This window comes from Nonomuraea sp. NPDC003754, assembly GCF_053605785.1.
This window is the reverse complement of sequence record NZ_JBSGJX010000056.1, coordinates 1-24,038: the sequence shown is the minus strand read 5'-3', so window position 1 is coordinate 24,038 and position 24,038 is coordinate 1. Positions and strand designations below refer to the sequence as shown.

Below are 24,038 nucleotides of genomic sequence, written 5' to 3'. Positions count from 1 at the left end.
CCGCTGTCGGCGTCGGCCGGTGATGCCGGGCCGGGCTCGGCGCGTACTACGGGAGTCGTCTGATGATGTTCATGCGCGCACTCGCTGACGAGGATTCAGGCGAGGTCGAGGGCCTGCTCGGCCTCGCCGTCCGAGCGCTGGACGGCGACGGGGACCTCGCGTCCGCACGGCAGCGGTTCGATTCCGCGTTCCAGGCCGCGGAGCGTTGCGCGAACGCGGAGGCGATGGCACAGGCAGCCCTGGGTATGGGTGGGATCTGGGTGCACGAACGGCGGACGCTCGCGGCATCGGCGACGCTGCGAGCTCGGCTGGAGCAGGTACTGCCGATGGTGGAGCGAGGTTCGGCGACGGGCCTGCGGGTGTGCGCCCGACTGGCCGCCGAGGCCGACTACCGAACCGGCGAGCACGCGAAGGTCCTCTCGTTCGTCGACCAGGTCAGGTCGGTGGCGGATCCGATCGCGGGGGCGGAGGTCCGAAGCCTGGCGCACCACTGCGTCCTGGGTCCGGATCATGGAGGACTACGCCGCGAACTGGCCGCTGACATGCTGGAGGCCGCTTCGCGCAGCCCGCGGCGCATCGACATGCTGATGGCGACCTTGTGGCAGACCGTGAACATGTTCCTGGACGGCGATCCCCATGCGCTGCGCAGGTTCGGCGAGCTACAGCAATCCTTGCGGGACCGGAACCACCTTGCTGTCGGCTTCGTCGCGAGCGCCATCGAGGTGATGCTCGCGATCCGGGCGGGGAAGCTCAGGGCAGCTGAAGATCTTGCCAGGGTGTGTGCGGCACGGGGAACGGCTGCCGGCGACATCGATGCCACCGGCTGGCTCGGTGGCCAGATGGTTGCGATCAGGTGGTACGAAGGCAGGCTCCCCGAGCTGTTGCCCATGCTCAACGAGCTGGTCCACTCACCGGCTCTGAGCGCGGTGGACAACTCCTGCTACGCCGCGCTCGCCGTGGCCTGCGCACAATCTGGCGATATGCGAACGGCGGCCAGCCTGGTCGCTTCTCTGCGTGGCCGTGACCTCGCCGACCTTCCTCGGTCCAGCAGCTGGCTGGTGACGATGAACGGGCTGGTCGAGGCCGCCTACCTGCTCAGCGACACCGAGACCGCGGCACGTGTGTACGAACTGCTCAAGCCGTTCGCGGCGCTGCCGATGCTGGGCGGCCTCGGGACGGTCTGCTTCGGGTCGACCGAACAAGCGCTCGGCGTCGCGTGCCTGACCACCGGCGATCTCGATGCTGCTGTCGCGCATCTGCGTGCCGCGGTTCAGCGGAACCTCGGCCTGGCTCACTGGCCGGCCGTCGTCAGCTCCAGGACGCGGTACGCGCAGGCATTGGCGCGCCGCGACGGTCCTGGTGACGCCGAGCTTGCCCGGTCCGAGCTCGCGCATGCGGCCGACGACGCGGCGGCGGTCGGTGTCCCGGTGCCTCCCGGTCACACCAGTCCGGCGGCGTCCGACACCCTGACCTGCCACCGCCAGGGCGGCAAATGGCGATTGAGCTATGGGACGCGCAGCATCGTGTTGGCTGGTGGTGTGGGCCTGCTGCACCTTGCCGTGTTGATCGCCAATCCCGGCCAGGAGATACATTCGGCCGACCTCGTCGCCGGCGTGTCCGGGCTGGGCCAGACGTTGCGATCCGATGATGCTCAGGCGCTGCGATCCGGCGGTGCTCAAGCGCTTCGATCCGGTGGTGCTCAGGCGCTGCTGGACCGGTCAGCGATCGAGCAGTACCGTGCGAGGCTCGCCCAGCTCGGCGACGTCATCGATGAGCTGAGCGCTTCCGGACGGCAAGATCGCGCCGCGGAAGCACGCGCCGAGCGCGAGTGGCTGATGGCGGAGCTGAGCAGCGCCACCGGCCTGGCCGGCCGCACCCGCACGTTCCAGGACGGCGCTGAGCGGGCCCGGATCGCCGTCGGCAAGGCGATCCGCCGGGCTCTGGAGCAGATCGCCGCGAAAGATCACGTGATTGAGGCACACCTGCGGGAAAGCGTGCACACGGGGATGCGGTGCGTGTACCGGCCGGGGGAGGTCGCTTCCAGGAAGCTCGCATCGACCGCCCATGGCGCCTCACCTATCAGGTGAGCCTGCTGCAGAAGCGCGCACCTGCCCCGACGACGAACACGCCACCCCGCTCCGCCGCCTCACACACACGCCGCAAGCCCTCCGCCTCCACGCCCTGACTTCCCGGCCGGCGCGCTGTCGATCATCGGCTACACGCTGGATCAGCATGCGCCGTTCGAGTCGAACGTGCCACCGTCGAAGATCCCGTTGTGCAGGGCGCGGATCTCCGCATCCGCCGCGGCAGGATGATCGGCCGTGCTCCTTCGCCGCGCTGCGGTGGCTGCCGGTGGGAGATCGAGACAAGGACGCCGGACACGACGAAGAGCCCGTCCCTCCCCGTGGAACTCCATGGAACGCCCTTGTTGAGAGGCACTTCAGAGAAAGGGACAGCACATGTCATTCAGGAGAATCATGATCGGGGCGGTCCTGGCCATCATGGCACTGGCCGGTGCCGCCGCCCCGGCCTCGGCCGCCGTCCGGTCCGTCGCCCTAGAGATCCAGGAGTTCCAGGGGGACGGGATCGGTCTCAGGCCGCCCGCAGCGGTCACGATGGCCCGGGCCGACGCCGACGCGCAGGCCGCCGCCGAGGGGTTCACCAGCACCCAGTGCCGGAAGGTCAGCTCGACCCTCTTCTTCGACGCGACCATCTACGTGGCCACGGTCACCATCTCGTGTAGCCGCTGATCACAACGCGAAGGCGCCCCCGCCCGACGACGGGGGCGCTCTTGCCGGGACCGGCAGATCCCAAGTCCACGCCACGCACGGGCGCGCGACGGCGGGCCGCTTGAACGAGTCTTTCGGCAGGCGCACAGTCACGACGACCCGGCAGCAGAACACGACAGAGAAATCGACACAGAATGAGCCCCAGCTCAGCCGCTTCGATCACATTGACAGGGGCCGCCCCTGAAATGCTTTGCCCGCAGGCGGCGCGCACTGGGATGCTCGATCGAGCCAGCACGGAGAGGAAGCCGCACATGGCCGTCACCGCATCCAGCAGCCCGTCCGAGTCCGAGCCGGAAGTCCGCACGGCGGCCGGCGTCCTCCGCGGCGGCCGGGAGGCGGGCCTGACGGTCTTCCGCGGCATCCCGTTCGCCGAGCCGCCGGTCGGCGCCCTCCGTTTCGCCGCGCCGCAGCCGGTGCGCAGCTGGGACGGTGTGCGCCCGGCGGTCGCGTACGGCCCGCCACCCCCGCAGTCCGGCGTACTCGGGGCGTCCCAGGACCCTGCCGGCGACGACTGGTTGACGCTCAACGTCTGGACACCGGAACTGGATCCGGCGGCGGGGCTCCCGGTGATGGTGTGGATCCCCGGCGGCGGTTACGCCATGGGCAACTCCAGCCTCCCGGAATACGACGCCGGGCACCTGGCCGGGAACGGAGCCGTGGTCGTGACCCTCAACTACCGTCTCGGTATCGAGGGTTTCGCGCGGATCGGCGGAGCCCCGGACAACCGGGGGCTGCTCGACCAGGTCGCGGCCTTGCAGTGGGTGCGGGACAACATCCGGACGTTCGGTGGCGACCCGGACCGGGTCACGGTCTTCGGGCAATCGGCGGGCGGCGGATCGGTCGCCGCACTGCTGGCCATGCCGCGCGCCGCCGGGCTCTTCCGACGGGCGGTCGCGCAGAGCGTGCCGGGGACGTTCTTCTCCCCTGAGCTGGCCGCCGACATCGCCGCCGCCTGCGCCGCCGAGCTGGGGGTACGGCCCACGGTGTCTGACCTGTCGGCGGTGGCCCCGGCCCGGCTGCCCGCCGTGGGCGACGCGATCTGCGCCAAGACGGTCCAGTGGCGGGAGCGCTGGGGGCAGATCACACACCGGCCGATCCCGTTCGCACCCGTTGTCGACGGTGACGTCCTGCCGGCAACCCCTTGGCAGGCGCTGGCTGACGGCGCCGCCCGGGACGTCGGACTTCTCGTCGGGCACACTCGTGACGAGCACCGGTTGTTCAGCCTGATCGACGGCGTGCTCGGCCAGGTCACGCACGAGCAGACCGAGACCGCCCTGCACATGCTCGCCCCCGGCCCTGACGGTGCCCGCCGGTACCGGGAGGCGTTCCCGGCCGCGGCCGATGAGGAGCTGTACGAACTGGTCAACGCGGACTGGCTGTTCCGCATGCCGAGCCTTCACCTTGCCGACGCGCAGATCGCCGGCGGCGGTCAGGTCCACCTGTACGAACTGACCTGGTCCGCCCCGGGATTGGGCGGTGCCCTCGGCGCCTGCCACGGCCTGGACGTGCCGCTCGTCTTCGGCAACCTGAGCAGCGGACAGCCCGCCATGCTGATCGGCGACCCGCCCTCCCCGGTGGCGGAGGAGCTGTCCGCGCAGATTCGCAGCGCGTGGACGGCGTTCGCCGCTCACGGCGACCCTGGCTGGCCTCCGTACGACGCCGACCAGCGCCTCGCACAGCTCTTCGACGCGCCGTCGAGGGTGACCGCCTACCCGGAAGAGACCTCGCGGCTGCTGTGGCGGGACCACACCTTCCCGGCGCTCCCGCTGCTCGCGCGGTGAACGCCGGCCATCGCCGATCTGTAGAGGCGTGACGGTTTCCTCGGTGGGGGCAACCGTCACGATGGGCGTCGATCCAGTGCTTGAAGCTGCCGCGCTGGTAGCCCTCGCGTGATGATCCACCGTGTGTCCGTTCCGCGTCCGAAGAGCGACCAGCGAGCAACCACGGGCGGTCTTCTCCTCGCCACAAGGTCAGGCAAACCCGAGAAACCCCAGGTCCGTATCAGTCGAGGGATAGCCCTGCGGCCGGAGTCACCCGGGCGGCCCGGCGTGCCGGGAGAACAGCGGCGAGGAGTCCGGCAAGGGCGGCGATGAGGACGCCGACGCCGAGTGACAGCCAGGGGACTTGCTGCTGCTGGCCGCCGGACAGCTCTGCGGGCCGGTGGCCTAGCGAAGCCGATGTGCTCGCGGCGGAAGATCGTGAGCGCGTCGTCGTCGAGTGATCCGAGGTCGGTGCCGGCCACGGTGACGGTGCCGCCGCTGGGTTGGTCGAGTCCGGCCAGGCAGTGCATCAGCGTGGACTTGCCCGACCCGCTCGGCGAGCCAACTACAGGTTCTCCCGGTAGTCCAGTCCCCTGGGCAGATCCCTTGCCTTCTGGCGTGACAGATCGTTCTCTGACCACGGATTGCCCGGCCCGCCTCGGACCCGCTGGCGGCTGGCCCAACGACGCTCATAAGCGCGGCAGGTCATCGCACGTCATCCCAGGCCATCGAGCTCATCCTCCAGCCGGCGGGCGTCCGTACGAACTGGGTGGTCTTGCGGCCGGAGCCCTCGAACCACTCTCCGTTGAGGAAACCGGACTTGCGGTACTCGCTGAAGCGGTGCGCGATCGACCCGAAGATCTCGGTCCGCTCGGCCACCTCCCATTCGGTGAACTCGGTCAACGTCCCGTCTGTCAGGATCTTCTCCCGTGGCTCGATGAACGCCTCGAGGTCGTAGATCACGGGCTCGGCCCCGACGTTCTTGATGATCGTTCCTTCTGGAATGAACACCTCACGGATGACGTCGAGGTTCGGCCGACGCCGGCCGGTGTTGGTGAACGCGCCGAGGAAGGCGCGCATCAGCTGGTCGAGCTCGGCCTTGACGTCGGCGCCCTTTGTGTCCGGTTGGACGGGTTGCGGCCATTCGGTGGCGAGCACGGACCAGACCTGCTTGTCGTGCCGGAGCCCGTCGGCGCCAGGGACGGATCGCCGCAACGTGCCGTCGAGGGTCATACCCAGTCTCTTGGCCACGTTGATGCTGCGCACGTTGCCGGACAGGGTGCGCCACTCGGCGCGGCTCAACCCGCGCACCCGGAAGGCCCAGTCGATCATCGTACGGACCACCTGGGTGATCAGCCCATGTCCCTCCGCGGCGGGCTCGAGCCAGCAGCCGATCTCGCATACCCCGAGGGCGGGGTCGAAGCCGACGAACATGGTGCCGCCGACGAGATCGCCGTCGAGCCAGATGCCGTACAGGCGCTGCCGGTCGGCGGCCTGGCCGTCGGCGTAGCGCTGGAGTACCACCCTCGCGGCGTCGAGATCGCCCGCGACGAAGCTCGCGCCCACCCAGGGGGCGATGTGCGCGCGGGCACGGTCCAGGTGGGCGAAGAACTCTTCGGCATGATGCGGCTCGAGCGCACGCAGCTCGGCATTGCCACGCAGCGGGGTGGCGAACATGGAACTCCCATTCACATAACAGATGCATGCCACTCGACCTGCTGGACTAAGTTTTCGGCAGGCGCAAAGCTCCTCGACGAGTGACGAGCTCGGACCGGTCAACGCCGCCAGTTCGGTCACGGTGCCTGGGGGAAGGTCAGGTCAGGACGCGCACCGCCTCCCGCCACTTTCATTTTATATCGGATCCGCGCGCCTCATGAGGCGCCGGAAAATGGTCCATACTTGCCGCCGTTGCCAACCAACTCGACGAACGAGGGAGCAACGGAATTGGGCTACGTGCTGAGTTTCGAGCAATTCGACTCGACGAATGTCGCAGACGTCGGCGGAAAGGGGGCGCACCTGGGCGAGCTCTCGCGAATCGATGGCATCCGTGTGCCGGACGGCTTCTGCGTCACGACGGACGCCTTCCAGCGGGTCGTGGCCGAGGCGCCGTCGATCGATGCTCAGCTTGACCTGCTGTCGCGCGTGAAAGCGGACGACCGCGCGGCGATCCGCACCCTGAGCGCCGATATACGCCGCGTCATCGAGGGCGTCGCGATGCCCGACGATCTTGTGGCGGCGATCAGCGGATCGCTCGCCCGGCTCGGGGATCAAGCCTCCTACGCGGTGCGTTCCAGCGCGACGGCCGAGGACCTGCCGACCGCATCCTTCGCCGGCCAGCAGGACTCGTACCTGAACATCGTCGGCCTGGCGGCGATCCTTCGGCACGTCCGGCGGTGCTGGGCCTCGCTGTTCACCGAGCGGGCAGTGACCTACCGGCGCCACAACGGCTTCGACCACCGGAAGGTACGGATGGCCGTGGTCGTCCAGCGGATGGTGTTCCCGGACGCGGCCGGGATCCTCTTCACCGCGGACCCCGTGACCTCGAACCGGAAGGTCGCCACTGTGGAAGCCGGTTGGGGGCTCGGCGAGGCGCTTGTCTCCGGTCTGGTCGCCGGGGACGCCTACACGGTGCGCGGCGACCGGGTCGTCACCGCATCGGTCGCCACCAAGCCGCGGTCCGTCCAGGCGTCGCCGGGAGGCGGTACCCAGGAGGCGCCGATCGAGCCGCAGCGGCAGACGCAGCCGGCCTTGACGGATGCGCAGGTCGTGCTTCTGGTGCGGCTGGGTCGGCGAATCGAAGCGCACTTCGGCCGGCCCCAGGACATCGAATGGTGCCTGGTCGGCGACGACTTCCACATCGTCCAGAGCCGGCCGATCACCACCCTGTTCCCCATCCCCACGACCGATGACCAGGAGAATCACGTCTACCTCTCCGTCGGTCACCAGCAGATGATGACCGATGCGATGAAGCCGCTGGGACTCTCCTTCTGGCAGCTGACGACGCCACGGCCGATGCACGAGGCGGGCGGACGGTTGTTCGTCGACGTAGCCGCCACCCTGGCGACGCCCGCGGGTCGCGCGAGCCTCCTCGAGATGGTGGGGAGGTCCGACCCGTTGATGCGGGACGCGCTACAGACCGTCCTCGACCGCGGCGACTTCCTCCGCTCGCTTCCGGACGAAGGTTCTGGCGCCGCGGCCGCCGGTGGCTCACCCGCCCCGATCGAGACCGATCCGGCCGTCGTCACCCAGCTGGTCCGACACAATCAGGCGTCCGTCGCCACCCTGCGGCGCACGATCCAGGGTCTGTCCGGGCCTGCGCTGCTCGACTTCATAGAGGCCGACATCGCAGAGCTGAGGCGCCTCCTGTTCGAACCGCGGAGCTTCCAGGTGATCATGGCGGGGATGGAGGGGACCTGGTGGCTCAATGACCACCTGGAGGCGTGGCTGGGCGAGAAGAACGCGGCCGACGCGCTCACGCGATCCGTCCCTCACAACGTCACGTCGGAGATGGGGCTGGCGCTCCTCGATGTCGCGGACACGATCCGGCCGCACGCGGACGTCGTGGCGTTCTTGCACCACGTCGTGGACGAAGGCCGGCAGGGCGACGGCTTCTTGAACGAGCTGGCCGGGCTGGCCGGCGGACGGGAAGCACATGACGCCATCCGGGGCTACCTCGACGAGTACGGCATGCGCTGCGCGGGCGAGATCGACATCACCAGGACGCGCTGGAGCGAGAATCCCGCCACGCTCGTGCCCACCATTCTCGGCAACATCAAGAACGCCGAACCGGGCGCCGGCAAACGACGCTTCGAACAAGGACGCCAGGAGTCACGACGGAAAGAACAGGAGCTGCTGACGCGATTGCGCGCCCTACCCGACGGGGAGCGGAAGGCCGAGGAGACCAAGCGGATGATCGACCGCGTCCGTACCTTCGCCGGATACCGGGAGTACCCCAAGTACGGCATGGTCAGCCGCTACTTCGCCTACAAGCAGGCGCTGCTGCGGGAAGCCGATCGCCTCGTCCGGTCCGGCATCCTGCGCGAGAAAGAAGACATCTTCTTCCTCCGGTTCCAGGAGTTGCAAGAAGTCGTGCGCACCAACGACGTGGACGCCGAACTCATTCTGGAAAGGCGGGAGGCGTTCCGGTCGTACGAGGCGCTCACCCCGCCCCGGGTCCTCACCTCGGACGGCGAGGTCATCACTGGCCAGTATCGGCGTGACGACGCCCTGCCCGGCGCGCTGGCCGGGCTCCCGGTCTCGGCCGGGACGGTCGAGGGCCGGGCCCGTGTCGTCATGGATATGGCGCGGGCCGACCTTGAGGCGGGCGACATTCTGGTCACCGCCTACACCGACCCCAGCTGGACCCCCCTGTTCGTCACCGTCGCCGGACTGGTGACGGAGGTAGGCGGCCTGATGACGCACGGGGCGGTGATCGCGCGGGAGTACGGCCTGCCGGCCGTCGTGGGCGTGGAGCAGGCCACCCGGTTGATCCGGGACGGGCAGCGTATCCGCGTTCACGGCACCGACGGGTACGTCGAGATCCTCGACTGAACCGTCGCATCGGACCCGGGACCGCCGGCCAGGGCGCGGAACGCGATCGGTGACGGATTGGTGCGATGACCTTGCGCTGGCATCGCGCTCGTGGCGCGGAAGTGGACCTTCACCGGCAGACGGCGTCCGGGTCGGCCTTGCACCCGCCGGCCGGTCAAGGCGCTGATTGTGCGGATGGCGCGGGAGAATCCGACCTGGGGGCATCGGCGGATCCTGGGCGAACGAAAGCCCGTCGTCGCGGGCATGATCAGCGAATGTCATCACGCCGCTTAACCGCAGCTCAGGCCAGGTAATTCGATATTCGAGCGGTGCACCGTCCCGGAGTCAGCTCCTCGGCACGCATGAAGGGCGTTGTATGCGTCGCCGGTCTCGGCCTGGCCGAGCGCGCGTATCTGGTGCTTGATTATCACCATATTTCACGACATGTACGCCTACCAAATGTTAACTATATTTTCGGAGACGAAGTCTGCAACAAATGTCGCAAAGGGCGCGCATTCGACATGGCCGAATATCGACGGGAAAACACCCTATTGACTCCTCTGGGCGGCGCCGACAATGCTGCAAGTGAAAGCCGCTCCCTGCTCGGCAAGGAGATCGACATGGAGCCCAGGCCCCCCAGGGTGCGAACAGTGTCCGACGCTATCAGGACGTTCGTCGCTTTCGAGTTCATCGCCTTCGAATTCAAAGCCATTCGGCAAACCCACGAGAAGGACAGAAGTGTGAATACGCGCACGGTGACCTCTGGTGGCGGGCAGAGCTTCCTTGAAGGTCTCGAATACCTGCTGGACGGCACATGGATCGACGGCCACATTACCCTCAGCCCTTCCGACGCGAGGAACGACAACTTCACCGTCGCCGGCGCGCATCTCACGTTCACCACCCAGAAGTGGAACGGTAACTGGTTTTTCGAGATCGACGACACCGGCGTGGAGCCGTCGGCGGCGCCCAAGAGATACGAGGGTAAGCATTCGAGAAACGGAGACATGCTTCCGCCACAGCTGAAGGAGGAGGTTGCCGAGCTGCTCATGAAGATCGCGCTATTCGGCTAAGGGTCGGCCGTCCCCGTCCTGTCGTCAGGGGGACCCGTGCGTGGTGGAGACCTAGGTCATCTCACGCGGGCGAGTTCGTGACAGACAGGTCGGCGGGGCGGCGGTCGGTGAACAGCGCCTGCATCGGCTGGCACGAAACTCCTGTGAAGATCAAGGGCGAGCAGCGTCTCGACGCCGACGCCGAGCGTGAGCCCGATCGTCGTGAGCTGCCGTCCTTACCTTGATCAGCGCGCCGAGATCGTCCCACGGTCGCCGACAGGTGCTGGGAGCAGGCTCCCAGAGCGAATCCTCCACGAGGCCGAAGAAAATCCGGAGCCCGGGAGACGAAGCTGTCGGCATGATCGTAAAAGCCTTGGGATTCGCACTGGCCGCGGCCCTGTTGCCCGGCACTCCGGCCTCTTCGACCGATCTGCATGACTGCGCGAATGCGGCCACGCGCTGCGACGGCAGCATCGATGTCCCCCTCGATTGGGAGAACCCCTCCGAGAACATTTCCGTGGCCTTCGCCTGGATTCCGGCCAAGGGCGCCAATGGGACCGTGGTAGCCAATCTCGGCGGGCCGGGGCGGACTCTGCCGACCATCCCCGAGATGCGGCGAGCTCTCGGACCTGTACTCGAAAGCAAGAACCTACTGGTCATGGATCCGCGCGGGATGGGGAAGTCCTCTCCGCTGCTCTGCCCGGGAGCCGGCCTCGACAAGCCCGAGACCATCGCCGCGTGCGCCAAGAGCGTGGGGCCGCAGGGCGCGTACTTCACAGCTGACCAGGCCTCGCACGATCTCGAAGCGATTCGGAGGGCGCTTGGCCTGGGCAAGGTCAGTTTCTACGGCAACTCTTACGGCACCCTGTACGCCCAGGCGTACGCCGCTCGGTATCCAGGCAGCCTGGACGCGATCTTCCTGGACAGCTCTGTGCTAGTGAACCGCGACGGATACGCGAGCTGGAAGAACTACTGGTCCGGCCTCCGCCAACTCGATCTCGTCTGCGAACGGTCGACGGCGTGCGACACGCTGCCGGGCAGCGCCTCCGACACCTGGACCCAGTTGGTGGACCAGCTGCGGGAACGGCCCGATCCGCAGGTGTCGGTGTTTCAGACCTCAGCTCTCAGCCGGGTGTCTGAGCCAGTGTTCGGCCGGGAGGTCACTGCGGCCGCGGACGCCTATCTGCGCGGCGACCCGGCTCCGCTTCACCGCCTGGCCCGGCTGATCCCCGCGACGCTTCCACCGGCCAGCGATCCGAATTTTGCCGGGTATCTGGGTTTTCGCTGCGGCGACGGTACCTTCCCCTTCGACCGGCTGGCGTCGGCGGCCGAACGCCAGGCCGCGGCCGAGCACTACTACGAGCGGGTACGTCCGCTGGCGCCGTACCAGATCGCCGACATCTTCCCTGGGATCGGCAGTGTGGAGCCGTGCATCAACTGGCCGACTCCGCGCCACAGCCCGCCGCGCCCAACTGGACAGGTACTGCCCGCCGTGCCCGTCCTGGTGATGGCGGGGGAACTCGACATGAACAGCCCCACCGAAGTGGCCCGATCGCTGGGGGCCTTTCCGAACGCGACCGTCGTGCGGGTCCCGTTCGGGCCGCATGCGCTGACCTCTCCAGCATCGCCGATGGGTGATTGCGTGCGCGGCATGCTGCGCACTTTCCTGACCACCAAGCAGGTGATCGACCAGCAGTGCACCGGCGAGAACTATCGCGCCCTCGGAGCTTTCCCCCAGACCGTCGGGGACGTGCCGCCGTCTCCGGCCCGCAGGCTCGGCATCGCCCAGCGGCGGGTGCTCGCGGCCACCTTCGCCACCGCCGCGGATGCCACCGCCCGCCGCAATCCCAACGGCAACGTCTATCCAAGTCTTCAGAACGAGCCAGGGCTGCGCGGCGGCCACGTCACCTTCGGCCAGGACATCACACTCGACGAGGTTCGGTTCGTGCGCGACCTGCGGGTCAGCGGCCCGATCAAGCTCACGCCTGACGGTCGTGCCACTGCCACGCTCCGCGCTGAGACCGGCGGGCGCACCCACGAGGTAACGCTGGCCTGGAAAGCATTCTCCACCCGTCCGTCCCTGTCAGGCACTTTCGACGGTATCCCGTTCGACTAGTGCGGTGACCACATAGGTTCACCGGCTCGAGGAACCGGGCTGTACTGCTTGCGCTGGCCGTCCTGGTTGCCCTCCACTGTCGTATCGACACCCGAAGCGATCGATGGAGGAGGAGCACCATGGCCGAGCCTGTGCGGGCACGGCGGCTGTCCGACCATGAAGGACAGACGCTGCAGCGGCTGGTGCGGCGGGGAAGGCACGACTCGGTCCGCGTCCGCCGCGCGTTGATGGTCATGGCATCGGCCGGCGGGACACCGGTGACGGCGATCGCCCAGCTGGTCGCGGCCGATGCCCGGGAGACCTTGGGCCGCAGCCGCTGTCCGGCCAGCCGCTCCACCGGCGGCAACACGCCGATCACCACCTTCGCGGCGCCGGAGAAGCGGCTCACCACCGAGTCACGGGCTCCAGCAGGCCAGTACTGCCGATCTTCCTCCAGTCGACTACGACAGAGTGAAAACGCTCGAAGACTGCGCCAAGGCTCAAGCGAATCCGCAGCTGTGGGCGATGGACGCCGCAGGCCCGATCAGATCAAGGTGTCCAGCCGACCGGCAGCGACGGCACCCGTGCAAGCTCGTCGAAGGCAAGTCGCGCAGAGAGACGATCCGCAGATGGAAGGCCAACGGCTACAACGAGTGGCTCGTGAAAGCGCATGACTACGTTCTCGGGCCGTAGGTGTTCAGGAACAGCACCGGGCCGTCCAGGTCGGCCGCCAGCGCTGCCGCGAACGCCTTGGCGGTGTAGACGGGTTCCAGTCGCAGTCCGGCGGACGCGGCAACCCGTGCCGCGGCGGCGGCTTCGGGCGTGGGGTGGCCGTAACCGCGGCCCAGGTATTCGCGGGTGGTCGTGAGCCGTAGCGGCGGCACATCGAATTCCGCTCCGCGTTTCCGCAGGACGGTCGCGGTCCGGTCGGCGAGCCGGACGAGATCGCGCACACCGAGCGGCAGCGTGTCGTTGACCACCACTCCTAGCACCTGCGATTGCAGTCCGGCCAGCGCGCAACCCAGCGCGAGTCCCGCTACGGTCCCGCCGGAGCCGACGGCCGTGACGATGTGCCGGGGCTGCGGCAGTTCACCCGCCGCCACCTGTGCGGCGAGCTCCAGTCCCGTCTCGACGTAGCCGAGCACACCGATCGGCGCTGAGCCGCCCGCGGGCAGGTAGTACGGCACCTTCGATCCACGCGTGTGACGCAGCAGCAACCACGGTGCGGCCGCGATCGTCAGCGGTTTGCTGTGGGTGAAGTGCATTGTCGCGCCGGATTGCCGCAATCTGCGCTGCTGCTCGCGGACATGGTCGTCCTCGGGCTGATCGATCAGTGCCAGGACGGTGTCGATGCCGAGGCCGCGCGCATACACCGCCACCGCCAGGCCCCAGTTTGTTCCGGTCGCGCCGACGGTGAAGATCGTGCCCGCCCCGCGCCGGCGCACCTCGGGCAGCAGCCATTCCAGCTTGCGTACCTTGTTGCCACCCCAGCCGCCGTTGCCGTATCCGCTTTCGTCCTTGCACCACAGGTTGTTCCGCGTGAGCCCAGTGAGCTCTCGCACCGGTGTCGGGCCGTCGCCGAGCCGGGCGAACGGCAGCGTTCGCTCGAGCGCGGGAAATCGCGTGTGCAACAGCGCAGTGCTCATACCGTGCCCAGAACCCGATTGACATAGGAGTTGGCGAACCGCCGGTCGGGGTCGAGCCGGTTGCGCACGATCGCAAAGCTGTCCCATTCGGGGTAGCGCGGACGCAGCGTTTCCGGGGTCTGGAAGTGTTGCTTGCCCCAATGCGGCCGGCCGCCGAAGGAGTCGAAGATCGCTTCGGCTGCCCGGAAGTACAGCTCGGATGCGAGCTTGTGGTACTGGTGCAGCGCGATATAGCACGTGTCGCGCCCGGCGGCCGGTGACAGATAGGCGTCATCGGCGGCGACCCACCGAACCTCGATCGGGAAGGTCACATTGAATTCGGGACGCCGCGCCAGTTCACGGACCGCGCGGACCGCTTCGGCGGTGTGCTCGCGCGGGATGGCGTATTCCATCTCGACGAACCGCACTCGCAACGGCGTCGCGAAGATCCTGTCGGAGCGGTCGATTCGGTGCGAGTAACCCGCGAGATGGGAGCCCAGGCGCTGCAGCGGCGAATTCACCCGCGGAACGACACTGGCGAGCTCGCACGCCGCGTGCAACAGGTGGTTCTGCACGAGCTCGTCCTCCACCCACTCGCGGGCACGCGAGATCGGCTGTGGCGCGAGGTCGACCCGATTGCGCGCGGATGTCATCGCCAGCGGGCTGTGCGCGAAGGTGAACAGCTGGAAGTGCTCATGGGCCGCGAGCAGTTCGTCGAGATCGACGAGCACGTCCTCGACCGCCATCGGGCGATCGACTGCTTCGAGCGTGAACGCGGGTACCGCCTGGATCGTGACCGCGGTGACGATACCGAGGGCGCCGATGCTTACCCGCGCGGCACGCCAGATGTCGGGATCCTGTTCGGCGTTCACCTCGATCGTCGCGCCGTTCGCCGTGACGAGTTCCATCGACACCAGGCAGGCCGAGAGGTTCTGCAGGCGTGCGCCGGTCCCGTGTGTACCTGTGGCGGTAGCGCCCGCGATCGACTGCGCGTCGATATCGCCGAGATTCGGGAAGGCCAAACCGTTCTCGGCCATCACCCGATTCAGTTCACGCAGAGTCATACCGGCCTCGACACGGATCCGGTGTGTGGCGTGGTCGATGTCCAGCACACGGTTGCAATGCCGCAGCGAGAGCAGCATGCCGTCGGTGGCGACCGCATCGGTGAACGAATGCGATGCTCCCGCGACACGGACCACGTGATTCGCCGCCGCCGCCCGCTCGACAGCCTGCGCCACTTCGGTTCTCGTCGAAGGGCTGGCCATGACCGCTGGTCGGCACGTCTGGTTGCCTGCCCAGTTACGCCACACCGTGCGAGGCTCCGGTCCGGTCAGTCGCGATCGGGTAGGCGGACATGGTGTGGACGATCATTTTGCGCATGGGCCAACTGTAAAAACCCGGGCACTGCTGGCGGAAACACTCAATCTGCGCGGGATTCACCGACTTGCGTTGTGAATCACGCCGGACATCGGCGGCATCATCCGGTCGCTCATGTCCGGATGCTCCAGCGCGTACACGGCCTCGGGGTTCGCGTCGCGGACAGAGCGGGCGACAGCGGCGAACGAGCTGACCAGATCGGTTTCTTGATCGGCGCGCCAGCCGACCGCGAGCTCGCTTCCGCGAGCGCCGGCCAGCGGCACCAGCGTCACACCCACCGACGGCACAAGTCGTGCTGACGCGACGGTGACGACACACCCCATGCCTGCTCCGACGCACTGCAATTCCTCAAGCACCGACGATGCCCTGCCCACGAAGTTGGCGGGCTTTCCGTCTCGATGCTCGGCCAGCGACCAGAAGTCGATCCATGCCCGGTCGTCGCAGAAGTGTCCCACGATCGGCTCGTCGACCAGCTCGGCCGCCGCTATCACGCTGCACGCAGCGAGCCGGTGCGAGGTCGGCAACATCACCACGCGCGGCTCGACGAACAGCGTTTCGCTGCGGAGCCAGTCACCACCGTCAATCGGCAACCGCAGGTAGGCGACATCGACCGAACCATCAGCAAGCCCGGTGGACGGGTCGGCGTAGCTGTACACCTTGACATCGACCCGCACACCCGGATGACGCGCCCGGAACTCGGAGAGAATCGCCTCTGTGAGAGTCAGCGCCCCGCCCTCGCCGGTGCCGATCGTCAGCAGACCCGATTCGTTGGCCTCGATCCGCCGCGCGGCGCGGACGGAACGGTCGAGGGCGACCGGCACCGAACGAGCCTCACTGAGGAACGCCGCGCCAGCGGCAGTGAGCTCGACCGTCCGAGTCGTCCGCCGAAACAGCGTCACGCCGACAGCTTTCTCCAACTGCCTGATCTGAGCGCTCAGCGCCTGCTGCGCGATGTGCAGCCGCGCAGCGGCGCGAGTGAAGTTCAGCTCCTCGGCGACAGCGACGAAGTACCGCAATTGCCTGGTGTTCACATCCACCCATGCGATCGTAGCTTTCTACCACCCGCGTCGGTCGATCGACGGATATCCGGCACATCCCGCCGGTCAGGGAACGACGCACTACGGGAAGTCCGTGCCGACCACCATCATCCGCGCCCGCATCCGGTCGGTCGGCTCCCACCGATCGGTGAGGCGCTGCCGGCCGTCCCGCCGGCCTGCGGACAGGAAGGTCACGTCCCCCCTCGGAAAGCGGTGGGGGACGCTCCCGTCCAGCTCGGGGTTGATCGCACGGGTCTGGGGTGCTCAGCCTTGTCGTCTGCTGAGCCGGCTCGGCCTCTTGCGGATCATGTCGGCCATGGTGGGGCTGGGCTCGCCCTGGTGGGTGCGGGCGGCTGTTTCGATGGCGACGATGACGGTGTTGCGGAAGTTGCCGGCTTCGGACGGGTCCTGCTGGTTGAGCAGGTTCATGGACGCGGTCAGGGCCGGCAGCACCTGGTCGGCGAGTTCGGCCACGCTCCTGCCGTACAGGTCGATGTCCTTGCTCTTCGCGGCGAGGACGTGCCCGACCAGGCCGGTCGCGGAGGACAGAGCGATGGAGCCCTGAGTGGCGGTCTTGTGCGGCGAGCCGGCGGCGTCGGCGGCGGACATCAGCGAGACGGCGCCGTAGGCGGCGGTGCGCAGGGTGGCCTTGTCCTGGTCGGTCAGGGTGAGGGACATGGTGGTGTGCTCCTTCGGGAGTCTGTGTCGGGGGTGTCGGTGTTGCTTGTGGTCAGAGCATTGCCAACCGCCCTGATACGGGGTCGTCGCCGGGCTGACATGGCCGCTGACACGACCTCGCCGGGGTCGACGGCGGGGCCCTCTAGACGGTGACGAGGGTCCGGGGCTCGCCGGCGGCGTGGGCGCCGGTCTTGCGTCCGCGCAGCAGGAGCAGAGCCAGGACGGCGGCGCCGAGCACCCCGGGGGCGAGTTCGTGGTGCATGACGGCCAGGAAGCCATCGCCTGAGCGCGGCGAGGTGACAGATGGCCGGCACGCGGTCTTGGCTTGGGCTCAGGCCTTGGCCGGCCGCGAGGCCGATCCCGGCCACACCGGCATTTCGCCCCAGCGACCGCCCATCACGAAGAACCCCTGGTTGGACAATTCAGCTGCTCTGGGGCCACACTGTCCGCTCGCGACACGGCGGTCATCGTGGGCCGGCTGCTTGTGCTTGTTCGCCTGCTGCTCGATCCTGTCTGCTCTCCGGCGTGCGAGGCGGCTGGGCAGCAGGCGGAGGTGGCGCGGGCAGTGCTGTAGCAGGATTGTGCTGCGCCGCCAGGGCCAGGCTCATGGCCTGCAGGTGCAGGCGGTGCGTGGTGACGGTGCGTCGGCGACAGCGAGGACGGCGCGTTTTCAACCGCGTTCCTGCGCTCTGAAGGCCCGCGGCCCGGGTGGCGTCCAGCTGGTCATCTCCGACGCGCACGCCAGCCTGGTCGCAGCCTTGCGGGCTGTCTTCATCGGGCGCAGCCTGGCAGAGGTGTCGCGTTCACTTCGTGCGCAACGTCTTGGCCCGCGTACCTAAGGGGCCGACCGTCACGATGCCCGAACCATCCTGGACGCGACGGCCGGACGCTGGATCAGGACGGTCACTCATACTCGGAAATCTCACTGCTCACGCCCTCTGGACTCCGAACGGATGGAACTCGGGCCGGTGGAGACGAGGAGCTGGGTGGCGGCGAGCTTCCGGTAAAGATCGTCACCGGCGAGCAGCTCGCCATGGGTGCCGGTGGCCCTGACTCGGCCCCCCTCCATCACAACGATCCGGTCCGCGCCGGTCACCGTGGAGAGCCGGTGAGCGATCACCAGCACGGTCGTCTCCCTCGCCACCTCGGCTATCACCTCGCGCAGCCGCAGCTCATTGACCGCGTCGAGCTGGGAGGTGGCCTCGTCGAGCAAGAGCAGCCGAGGGCGGCGTAGCAACGCCCTAGCGATGGCGACACGCTGGCGTTCGCCCCCGGAGAGCATGACGCCGCGGTGGCCCACCATGGTGTCCAGCCCCTGGGGGAGACGGGTGACCAGGTCCTCCAGCCGGGTCAGCGCGAGCACCCGACGGATCTCGGCCTCCGCCGCGTCCGGAGCGGCGAGAACGAGATTCTGCCGGAGCGTGCCGTCAAGCACGGGCGCGTCCTGCTCGACGTAACCGAGGGCGGCGCGCAGCGCGGTCAGCGACCAGCTGCGGATGTCGCGCCCGTCGAGCGCGATGGTCCCGGCCTGTGGCTCGTAGAACCGTTCGATCAGGGCGAAGATCGTGGACTTGCCCGCTCCCGAGGGCCCGACCAGTGCGGTCAGCCCGCCCGCCGGGACCTCGAAGGACACGCCGTGGTGGACCACTGGCCGGTGGTCGCCGTAGCGGAAGGACACATCCGCGAACACCACCCCGGCGGGCGCCTCGCGCGTACGGCCCGGCCAGTAGGGAAAGCCGGACGACGGCGGGATCCTCACCTCTACCGGCAGCTCCTCTACCGGCAGCTCCTCGACCTGGCGGATCCGCTGGACCGCCGCCAGGCCGCTCTGGATCTGGGCGGTGCCCTGCACGAGCTGGCCGATCGGCGCGACCAGGTAGAACAGGTAGAGCAGGAAGGCGATCAACGACGACACGTCCATGGCGCCGGAGGCGACCCGCGTCCCGCCGACGCTGAACACGGCCACGAAGGTGAGCTGTGCCGCGAGCCAGGAGGATGTGCTCGCGATCGAGGTCCACCAGGCGACCGCGACACCGCGATCGCGGGCCCTGCGGGCGGCCTCGCCCACCGCGGACATCTGGCGCTCCTCGGCACCGCTGGCCTTGACCGTGCGAAAGGCCTGCAGTACCCGGTCGAGCACCGCGCTCATCTCCCCGACGGCGGTCTGCGCGTCGACCGACGCCCGCTGGATGCGCGGCATGACCAGTGCCACCAGCCCGCCGACCACGACCACCACGCCCAACGTGGTGAGCAGCAGGACCGTGTCCGTCATCGCCATCATCACCAGAGCGCCGACCAGCATGAGCGCCGCGCCGATCGACTCCACGATCCCGGTGGTGAACGTCGCGCGCAGCAGGGTCGTGTCGGAGGTGACCCGGGAGAGCAGGTCGCCGGGCTTGAGCCGGTCCACCTCGGAGACGCGCAGCCGGAGCATTCGCTCCACCAGACCCTGCCGGGCGGACAGAACGACGCCTTCACCCATGCGCTCCAGGGTGTATCTGCCGAAGGCCGCGGCGACGGCGGTCAGGAATACGGCCGCGGTCAGGCTGAGCACCGGCCCCGTCAGGGGGCGTTGTTCGCTGAACGCGTCGATCACCGTCTTGGTCAGCAACGGCATCGTCAGCCCGGCCAGCGAGCCGGCGAGGCTGAGCAGGCCGCCGAGCGCGAGCAGCCGCCGGTACGGCCGGACGTATCCCAGCAGCAGCCGCCACGCCCCGGACCCGGCTTTTCTCCTCCCCTCCGAATCCGTACGGCCGGCCCCCGGCCGCCCTTCTCGCCGTCCACTGTGCATGATCTCCTCCGTGGGCCCTTCGCCCCTGTACCGCATCAAGACCGCCGACGCGTTGAGTGGGTCTCCCGCCCGTCCACGCCGGTCAGGAGAGCACCGCGGCCGGATAGGACGGACGACGGTCGATGCGACGTCGGACCTCGTCGGAGCCGAAGTGGTAGTCGATACGCCGGGTCGCTTCGGCCCAGTCCCGGAATGAGCGCACAGAGGACAGGGCCTCGACCACGAAGGGGTCGCTCCACCGCGCGACCGCACGTTCCCACAAGACGGCGGGCTCCTCCGTCAGGAGGCTTCCCACGGTTCCTTCGTAGATCGGCATCGCGCGCACCTCCCCATCGGGTTCCACCTGCATCAGGGGGAAGCCGAACCGCTTGATCGTGTCCGGGTGCATCTGCAGGAGGGAGTTGTCCGTCGTCGTCACCCGCACCGACTGCGGCACCAAGGAGTTCAGTCGATCGACACGCTCGGTGCCGACCAGCGTGCGGAGTTCCTCATCCGTCAGGAGCTCGTGGTCGGCGAACCCCGCCCGGCTCGCCAGCCCGGACGGCACCGCGGCGCCGAAGAAGAGGAACCGCAGGTGCGGGAACCGGGGAACGACGGCGGTACAGACCTCCTCCATCTGGTGGAGGTTGCCGCGCATGACCACGTAGTCGATACCGAACTCCACGGGGTCGCCGCCGGCCGCAGTCCGGCGCGCGGAGATGTCGTCGAGTAGGGCCAGCGCCTTCATCGCCCGCTCGAACGAGCCTGCCCGTCCGCGGATCCGATCGTGGATGTCGGCGTCCGCGCCGTCGACGCTCACTGTGATCCGGGAGAAAACCCGGGCCACGTCCTGAGCCATCTCGGCGGTGAGCGTCCACCCGCCGGTATAGACGGAGACCTCGATGCCGGCCCGCCTGATGCGCTCGGCCACGCCGAAGATCCCCTTGATCAGCAGCGGTTCACCCCCGGTGAGGTCCACCGACTGGGGGCGCAGGGCGATGATCGCGTCGGCGACACGGAGCATCTCATCATGGCTTAACTGCCGTGCGGGCCGCCTGCCCGACTCCGAGTAGCAGTGCGTACACCGCAGGGGGCAGGCGTAGGTGACGTCCCAGATGACGTTACTGGGCCCTTTGAGGCCGCTGCTCATGACATTCCCTTCGAAACCCCGGTGATCGTGATCTTCACCCTGTTTCGCGGAACTTGTGGCGTACTTGTAAGTGACTGCGGCGGTCATACGCGGCGAGTTCGGCCGCACCCGCTCCATCTCGAATGAGGGGGAGGCCCCCGCCAGGCACCAGACCCGATCCAGTCGCCGGCCGGTATCGCGGGCTTCCCACGAGGCGGGCGCCCAGGGCGGCCGCGACACGCTTGGGCCCGGTTCGGGGCCTCGCCGCCGACCCCACGGCCCCTGTCAATAGCCGTCGCGCGCATACGCCGGATCGTTCGCCGATCGTCGCCGAATCCACGGGAAGCGGCTGTGACCTCGTGAATCATCACATCGATCCCGCGGGCGAACCCGCCACTCCCGGCCGGCGAACGTCCCTTGCAGCCACTTTCAAGTCCGCCACAAGTGCCGGGACACACTCTAAAGATCACGATCTCGGGGGCGATCATGACGATGGCCCGCTCATTCCGGGCCACCACGGAACCCGGATGGGTCCGCTACGAATCACCGCCACTCATCAGGCGAATGCGGCCGCGTTCATATATCCGTTCCGATCACGGGGAGATGGAACCATGCGTAGGAACCGCGGGCCCGCGGTGTCGCGGGGGGTGGCGCCCAAGGAGCATTCCTGCCACGTGCCCGGTCCGGCGTCGACGGCTCCAGGGTGCGAGCTCACATCCGCCGGCCTGGTCATCCGTACCGGAGTGCGGCGCCTCTCAGGGCTCGGGGGCTGACGGTAGTGGTGCCTGAGCGGATGAAGTTGATCCCTCTGCCGCTTGATCAGGTCCCCGAGGTCGCGAAGCTCCTCACAGAACTCGGTCTGGGAGTCCTGCGGCAGGACGAGGTCACCGCGTTCTTCGGCCGAAACGACAGTTGGGCGGGCGTGACGGACGCCGGGATCCCGGTCTTCGTCAAGCGAACCCTCGGGGAGCCGGACATGGTCCGCCAAAGGGTGGAGCGGACCCGGGCGATGGGCATGTTGCTCAACGCCCACACGGTGATCAACGCTCCCCGTTTCCTGGGCGGTGAGGAAGAGTCCGGCCTGGTCGCCTTCACTCTGCTGGAGGACGCGCACAGCGGAGCGGACCTCGCCTCCGGGGACGGCTTCACCTGGGATCTCGCCCGTTCGGCCGGAATCCAGACGGGAACCCTCCACACCCTCTCGGCTCCGCGGCCGGTGGCCGACGACACCTCGGAGCCGCCGCTTCCGCCGCTCGACCGCCTGTCGGCTCTCCCGTTGCGGGCCTACGCGGCCGCGAGCGGGGCTGAGCTGGAAGCGTGGGCGATCCTGCACAACGATCCCGTGGTCACCGAGGCGGTCAGGGACCTGTCCCGGTGGGAGAAGCGCAGCCCCCACGTCCTGGTGCACGGGGATCTCCGGCTCGACCAGTTCCTGCACCACGACGGAAGGTTGTACCTGACCGACTGGGAGGAGACCAGACTCGCGGACGCCGCGCGGGACGTGGGCGCCTTCGCCGGCGAGTGGCTCTACCGCGGCGTGCTCGGCATGGTCGGCGGCGAGGACTCGATGAGCGATCGCGAGGTCATCGCCGGCGGCGCCCGGCGGTTCGAAGCCCTCCGGCCGTACATCGAGGCGTTCTGGTCGGGCTATCTCGACGCCAGACCGGCGGCCCGCGCCGACCGCGAGCTGGCGGCCAGGGCGGCGGCCTTCGCCGGCTGGCACATGATGGACCGGCTCATCGTCGCGGGATTCCAGCGCGGGCGGTTGAGCCCCCTGGAACGCGCCGCCGCGGGCGTCGGGCGCAAGATTCTCCTCAATCCCGCCGACTTCACGGTCACGTTGGGCCTCGGAGGCGAAAGGTGAAACAGTCACTCGACCGTGTGCGGATCGGCGCGGACCTGACGTCCGCCACGGTGGACGGTCACGAGATCACCGCGGACAACCCCAAGGCGCTCCGCAAGGCGCTGGGGGACGCGCTGTACAAGGTCTTCCACACCGGCCAGGACCTCGGGGAGGAGCCGCGAAGACTACGGCGCGACCCCGAGTTCGAGCAGGCCCTGCAGGAGGTGGTCCCGCACCGCCATTCCCGTTCCCTGGTCCCGGTGGAACCCGGATCGCCCGATGTGGTCCGCCTGAACGGCGTGCGCGTGCGGATCCCCGAGTCGGAACTCGGCGCCGCGGTCGAGACGCCCGGCGGGCCGTCGCGATGGGTCAGCCTGCCGGCCGTCATGCCGGCGCTGTCGCCCGGATTCCTGCTCGTCAACAGCTCCACGGGTCACGGTCTCGGGGACGCGTGCGTACGGGTGTACCTCGGAACCGACACGGCCGACGCGGCCCCCGGGCTCTGGGGCGCGACACTCGGACGGCTGGAAGAGCTCCGGATCGCCTACCGGGCCAAGGTGCTCTCCGCCCGCGACCACTATCCGCGCCGCGACACCATCGTCGTCTACCTGGGACAGCGGTCGTGGCATGTCGTACCGGAGATCGCCCGAGCGGCCGCCGCCGGCGGCGGGCTCCGACAGGACGTGTCCCTCTACGTCGCCCAGCTCGATCGCGGCATCGGCTGGGCCTGGGAGCCGCAGGACCCCAGGCCCGGGATGCGCGGCCTGAGCTTCGGCGAGCACCGCTCCCAGGCGATCGCCGCCGGGCTGCTGTCCCATGCCGAGCACGGCGGTGACCAGGACCAGGCGGTCGCCGAGGCGCTGCGGGCCGCCGGGGTGGTCCCCGACGCGGTGCACCGCAATCTCGACTCGCCGCCGCTCCCCTTCGAGACCTCCGGCCCCGAACCCGGGCCCGGATCCTACGAGAGCCGAGAAAGGAGGTGAACACATGTCCGCCGAGTTCTTGATGGAAGGCGCCGACGCCTACACCTCGCTCGCCGAGGTCGCGGCGGTCTCGTCCGGCGACGGCCTCGAGGCCTTCCCCCAGACGAGCTACCTCACCAGCCCGCTCTGCAGCATCGCCTACACGATCCAGTCCGGCTGCTGACCTGAGCGGACGGCGGCGTCGCGGATCGCGGCCCGCAACGGCCCGTGATGCCGCCGCACATGAGAACAGCGCAGTGAGAACAACGAAAGGAAGTGACGTATGTCCGCCGAGTTCCTGATGGAAGGCGCCGACGCCTACACCTCGCTCGCCGAGGTCGCGGCGGTCTCGTCCGGCGACGGCCTCGAGGCCTTCCCCCAGACGAGCTACCTC

At 68.5% G+C, this 24,038-nt stretch carries 18 protein-coding genes and 1 pseudogene; 11 read left to right on the top strand and 8 right to left on the bottom strand.

Annotation, left to right across the window (positions count from 1 at the left end; all coding sequences use genetic code 11):
* The first annotated feature begins 62 nt into the window (after nt 1-62).
* From ACWEVS_RS41200 to ACWEVS_RS41190, 3 genes are all read left to right on the top strand, one after another.
* The gene (locus tag ACWEVS_RS41200; RefSeq protein ID WP_452556282.1) at nt 63-2,087 is read left to right on the top strand and encodes a hypothetical protein; all 2,025 of its coding nucleotides are present in this window, start codon (nt 63-65) and stop codon (nt 2,085-2,087) included.
* A gap of 372 nt (nt 2,088-2,459) precedes the next feature.
* On the top strand, nt 2,460-2,750 hold the full coding sequence (locus tag ACWEVS_RS41195; protein WP_452556280.1) for a hypothetical protein: 291 nt from the start codon (nt 2,460-2,462) through the stop codon (nt 2,748-2,750).
* 290 nt (nt 2,751-3,040) lie between these two features.
* On the top strand, nt 3,041-4,570 hold the full coding sequence (locus tag ACWEVS_RS41190; protein WP_452556279.1) for a carboxylesterase/lipase family protein: 1,530 nt from the start codon (nt 3,041-3,043) through the stop codon (nt 4,568-4,570).
* Nucleotides 4,571-4,626: 56 nt separating this feature from the next.
* On the opposite strand, the gene ACWEVS_RS41185 is transcribed toward ACWEVS_RS41190, so the two are convergent.
* Together ACWEVS_RS41185 and ACWEVS_RS41180 are read right to left on the bottom strand one after the other, a co-directional pair.
* Nucleotides 4,627-5,190, bottom strand: a complete 564-nt coding sequence (locus ACWEVS_RS41185) for an ATP-binding cassette domain-containing protein (RefSeq protein ID WP_452556277.1) — start codon at nt 5,188-5,190, stop codon at nt 4,627-4,629.
* Between the two features lie 64 nt (nt 5,191-5,254).
* Nucleotides 5,255-6,226, bottom strand: a complete 972-nt coding sequence (locus tag ACWEVS_RS41180; RefSeq protein ID WP_452556275.1) for a GNAT family N-acetyltransferase — start codon at nt 6,224-6,226, stop codon at nt 5,255-5,257.
* Nucleotides 6,227-6,502: 276 nt separating this feature from the next.
* Here ACWEVS_RS41180 and rph point away from each other — a divergent pair, with 276 nt between their 5' ends.
* The 4 genes from rph to ACWEVS_RS41160 all read left to right on the top strand — a co-directional run bounded on the left by rph (nt 6,503) and on the right by ACWEVS_RS41160 (nt 12,897).
* Nucleotides 6,503-9,100 (top strand): rifamycin-inactivating phosphotransferase, encoded by a 2,598-nt coding sequence (rph, locus tag ACWEVS_RS41175; protein ID WP_452556273.1) that lies wholly within the window; start codon nt 6,503-6,505, stop codon nt 9,098-9,100.
* A gap of 341 nt (nt 9,101-9,441) precedes the next feature.
* Nucleotides 9,442-10,149, top strand: coding sequence for a hypothetical protein (locus ACWEVS_RS41170; RefSeq protein WP_452556271.1), 708 nt, complete (start codon nt 9,442-9,444; stop codon nt 10,147-10,149).
* Between the two features lie 337 nt (nt 10,150-10,486).
* The gene (locus ACWEVS_RS41165; protein ID WP_452556269.1) at nt 10,487-12,244 is read left to right on the top strand and encodes an alpha/beta fold hydrolase; all 1,758 of its coding nucleotides are present in this window, start codon (nt 10,487-10,489) and stop codon (nt 12,242-12,244) included.
* A gap of 119 nt (nt 12,245-12,363) precedes the next feature.
* Nucleotides 12,364-12,897 carry a hypothetical protein gene (locus ACWEVS_RS41160; RefSeq protein WP_452556267.1) on the top strand — a complete coding sequence of 178 codons (534 nt, stop codon included), beginning with the start codon at nt 12,364-12,366 and terminating at the stop codon, nt 12,895-12,897.
* Here ACWEVS_RS41160 and ACWEVS_RS41155 read toward each other — a convergent pair whose 3' ends face one another.
* The 4 genes from ACWEVS_RS41155 to ACWEVS_RS41140 form a co-directional block, all read right to left on the bottom strand.
* Nucleotides 12,898-13,869, bottom strand: coding sequence for a 1-aminocyclopropane-1-carboxylate deaminase/D-cysteine desulfhydrase (locus ACWEVS_RS41155; protein WP_452556265.1), 972 nt, complete (start codon nt 13,867-13,869; stop codon nt 12,898-12,900). It abuts the gene before it with no gap.
* Nucleotides 13,866-15,158: a D-arabinono-1,4-lactone oxidase gene (locus tag ACWEVS_RS41150; protein ID WP_452556263.1), complete on the bottom strand. Its 1,293-nt coding sequence runs from the start codon at nt 15,156-15,158 to the stop codon at nt 13,866-13,868. Before ACWEVS_RS41150 ends, ACWEVS_RS41155 begins: the two co-directional genes overlap by 4 nt.
* 126 nt (nt 15,159-15,284) lie before the next feature.
* Nucleotides 15,285-16,262: a LysR substrate-binding domain-containing protein gene (locus ACWEVS_RS41145; protein WP_452556261.1), complete on the bottom strand. Its 978-nt coding sequence runs from the start codon at nt 16,260-16,262 to the stop codon at nt 15,285-15,287.
* Between the two features lie 264 nt (nt 16,263-16,526).
* Nucleotides 16,527-16,940, bottom strand: coding sequence for a hypothetical protein (locus ACWEVS_RS41140; RefSeq protein WP_452556259.1), 414 nt, complete (start codon nt 16,938-16,940; stop codon nt 16,527-16,529).
* Nucleotides 16,941-17,583: 643 nt separating this feature from the next.
* On the opposite strand from ACWEVS_RS41140, the pseudogene ACWEVS_RS41135 reads away from it, so the two are divergent.
* A pseudogene (locus ACWEVS_RS41135) lies at nt 17,584-17,780 on the top strand (transposase); the annotation flags it as partial.
* Between the two features lie 82 nt (nt 17,781-17,862).
* Here ACWEVS_RS41135 and ACWEVS_RS41130 read toward each other — a convergent pair.
* Both ACWEVS_RS41130 and ACWEVS_RS41125 read right to left on the bottom strand, forming a co-directional pair.
* The gene (locus ACWEVS_RS41130) at nt 17,863-19,731 is read right to left on the bottom strand and encodes an ABC transporter ATP-binding protein (protein WP_452556257.1); all 1,869 of its coding nucleotides are present in this window, start codon (nt 19,729-19,731) and stop codon (nt 17,863-17,865) included.
* 82 nt (nt 19,732-19,813) lie between these two features.
* On the bottom strand, nt 19,814-20,947 hold the full coding sequence (locus tag ACWEVS_RS41125) for a radical SAM protein (RefSeq protein ID WP_449919237.1): 1,134 nt from the start codon (nt 20,945-20,947) through the stop codon (nt 19,814-19,816).
* A gap of 685 nt (nt 20,948-21,632) precedes the next feature.
* Here ACWEVS_RS41125 and lxmK point away from each other — a divergent pair.
* From lxmK to ACWEVS_RS41110, 3 genes are read left to right on the top strand one after another with little or no spacing between them, the layout of a single operon-like run.
* Nucleotides 21,633-22,703: a class V lanthionine synthetase subunit LxmK gene (lxmK, locus tag ACWEVS_RS41120; RefSeq protein ID WP_449919240.1), complete on the top strand. Its 1,071-nt coding sequence runs from the start codon at nt 21,633-21,635 to the stop codon at nt 22,701-22,703.
* A complete protein-coding gene (locus ACWEVS_RS41115) occupies nt 22,700-23,665 on the top strand; it encodes a T3SS effector HopA1 family protein (RefSeq protein WP_452556255.1) in 966 nt (321 codons plus the stop codon). Before lxmK ends, ACWEVS_RS41115 begins: the two co-directional genes overlap by 4 nt.
* A 4-nt stretch (nt 23,666-23,669) precedes the next feature.
* Nucleotides 23,670-23,828: a hypothetical protein gene (locus tag ACWEVS_RS41110; protein ID WP_449919244.1), complete on the top strand. Its 159-nt coding sequence runs from the start codon at nt 23,670-23,672 to the stop codon at nt 23,826-23,828.
* Nucleotides 23,829-24,038: the final 210 nt, after the last annotated feature.

What these genes read in the sequence shown, in the direction of transcription:
- ACWEVS_RS41200 (WP_452556282.1), top strand. Translation starts at nt 63, where the DNA reads ATGATGTTCATGCGCGCACTCGCTGACGAGGATTCAGGCGAGGTCGAG.
- ACWEVS_RS41195 (WP_452556280.1), top strand. Translation starts at nt 2,460, where the DNA reads ATGTCATTCAGGAGAATCATGATCGGGGCGGTCCTGGCCATCATGGCA.
- ACWEVS_RS41190 (WP_452556279.1), top strand. Translation starts at nt 3,041, where the DNA reads ATGGCCGTCACCGCATCCAGCAGCCCGTCCGAGTCCGAGCCGGAAGTC.
- ACWEVS_RS41180 (WP_452556275.1), bottom strand. Translation starts at nt 6,226, where the DNA reads ATGTTCGCCACCCCGCTGCGTGGCAATGCCGAGCTGCGTGCGCTCGAG.
- ACWEVS_RS41170 (WP_452556271.1), top strand. Translation starts at nt 9,442, where the DNA reads ATGAAGGGCGTTGTATGCGTCGCCGGTCTCGGCCTGGCCGAGCGCGCG.
- ACWEVS_RS41165 (WP_452556269.1), top strand. Translation starts at nt 10,487, where the DNA reads ATGATCGTAAAAGCCTTGGGATTCGCACTGGCCGCGGCCCTGTTGCCC.
- ACWEVS_RS41160 (WP_452556267.1), top strand. Translation starts at nt 12,364, where the DNA reads ATGGCCGAGCCTGTGCGGGCACGGCGGCTGTCCGACCATGAAGGACAG.
- ACWEVS_RS41155 (WP_452556265.1), bottom strand. Translation starts at nt 13,869, where the DNA reads ATGAGCACTGCGCTGTTGCACACGCGATTTCCCGCGCTCGAGCGAACG.
- ACWEVS_RS41140 (WP_452556259.1), bottom strand. Translation starts at nt 16,940, where the DNA reads ATGTCCCTCACCCTGACCGACCAGGACAAGGCCACCCTGCGCACCGCC.
- ACWEVS_RS41130 (WP_452556257.1), bottom strand. Translation starts at nt 19,731, where the DNA reads ATGCACAGTGGACGGCGAGAAGGGCGGCCGGGGGCCGGCCGTACGGAT.
- ACWEVS_RS41125 (WP_449919237.1), bottom strand. Translation starts at nt 20,947, where the DNA reads ATGACCGCCGCAGTCACTTACAAGTACGCCACAAGTTCCGCGAAACAG.
- lxmK (WP_449919240.1), top strand. Translation starts at nt 21,633, where the DNA reads ATGAAGTTGATCCCTCTGCCGCTTGATCAGGTCCCCGAGGTCGCGAAG.
- ACWEVS_RS41110 (WP_449919244.1), top strand. Translation starts at nt 23,670, where the DNA reads ATGTCCGCCGAGTTCTTGATGGAAGGCGCCGACGCCTACACCTCGCTC.